At 67.7% G+C, this 1,427-nt stretch carries 1 protein-coding gene; it reads left to right on the forward strand.

The features are described 5' to 3' along the window. Nucleotides 1–129: 129 nt before the first annotated feature. Nucleotides 130–1,427 (forward strand): polyketide synthase dehydratase domain-containing protein (locus tag ACFVUT_RS37700; protein ID WP_389661357.1); only part of this gene is annotated, 1,298 nt, incomplete at its 3' end.

Below are 1,427 nucleotides of genomic sequence, written 5' to 3' on the forward strand. Positions count from 1 at the left end.
GGTGTGCTGAGTGGGATGGCGCAGCAGTCGGTGGTCTCGGAGTCCGCGGTGTTCGTTCCGTTCCTGCGCAAGAACCGCCCTGAGGCGTCCACGGCGGTGTCGGCTCTGGGCCGGCTGCATGTGGCGGGGGTGTCGGTGGACTGGGCCCGGTTCTTCGAAGATTCGGGTGCCCGCCGGGTCGACCTGCCGACCTACGCCTTCCAGCGGGAGAGGTTCTGGCTGGACTCCGAAGCTACCGGTGGCGATCCCAGTCGGCTGGGGCTGCGGCATATGGATCATCCGCTTCTGGGCGCCACCGTGTTCCTTGCCGATGCTGACACCGATGAGATCGTCATGACCGGCCGGCTTGCTCTCGGCAGCCACGCCTGGGTGGCTGATCACGGAGTGCTGGGCAGCGTACTCCTGCCCGGCACCGCATTCGTGGAGTTGGCCATCCAAGCGGGAGATCAGGTCGGCTGTGACCTCCTGGAAGAGCTGACGCTTCAGGCTCCGCTCGTCCTGCCCGAGCACGAGGGGACCGCAGTACAGGTCGCCGTCGGGGCCGCGGATGCCTCAGGTCGGCGTTCGGTCAGCGTGTACTCGCAGGGAGAGGACGCAGAGCCGAACCAGTGGATCCGGCACGCGGAAGGTGTGCTGGCACCAGGCGCCGAGACTCCCGTCGAAGGGCTCACGGAGTGGCCTCCCCCAGGTGCAACGACCATCGACGTGAACGGCGCGTACGACCTCCTGTCGGAGCGAGGTTACGGATACGGTCCGGTCTTCCAGGGGCTCAAGGCTGCCTGGACCTCGGGCGAAGAGCTCTACGCAGAGGTTGCTCTGCCCGAGTCGGCCCGCGCTGACGCCGAGCGCTTCGGCCTGCACCCTGCGTTGCTCGACTCCGCGATGCATGTGGCACTGATCGATGACGGTTCGCAGACCGACGAATCGACTGTTCTGCCCTTCGCCTGGACGAACGTAGCTCTGCACGCTGCAGGTGCGTCGGAACTCCGGGTGAGGATCGCCCCGGCCGGCCAGGACAGCGTGTCCGTGCTGGTCGCGGACGCCGCGGGAGAACCGGTGCTCAGCGTGGGCGCCTTGGTCTCCCGTCCGGTGTCGGTGGAGCAGTTGGGGGCGTCGGGTGGTTCGGGTGCGTTGTGGGAGGTGGTGTGGCGTCCGCTGGCGGGTGCGGGTGCGGGTGCGGGTGCGGGTGCGGGTGCGGGTGCGGGTGTGGGTGTGGTGTGGTCGGGTTGGGGTGAGTTTGTGGGGGGTGGTGTGGTGTCGGGTCCGGTGGTGTGTGAGGTGGATGTGGTTTCTGGCGGGGTTTCTGGTGCTGGTGCTGGTGCTGGCGTTGGTGGTGGTGGTGGTGTGGTGGTGGGTGTGCGGTCTGTGGTGGGTGGGGTGTTGGGTGTGGTGCAGGAGTGGTTGAAGGATGATGGTCGGGGTGGGGG

Origin of the sequence: Streptomyces sp. NPDC058051 (assembly GCF_042885475.1) — a bacterium.
Lineage (GTDB): Bacteria > Actinomycetota > Actinomycetes > Streptomycetales > Streptomycetaceae > Streptomyces.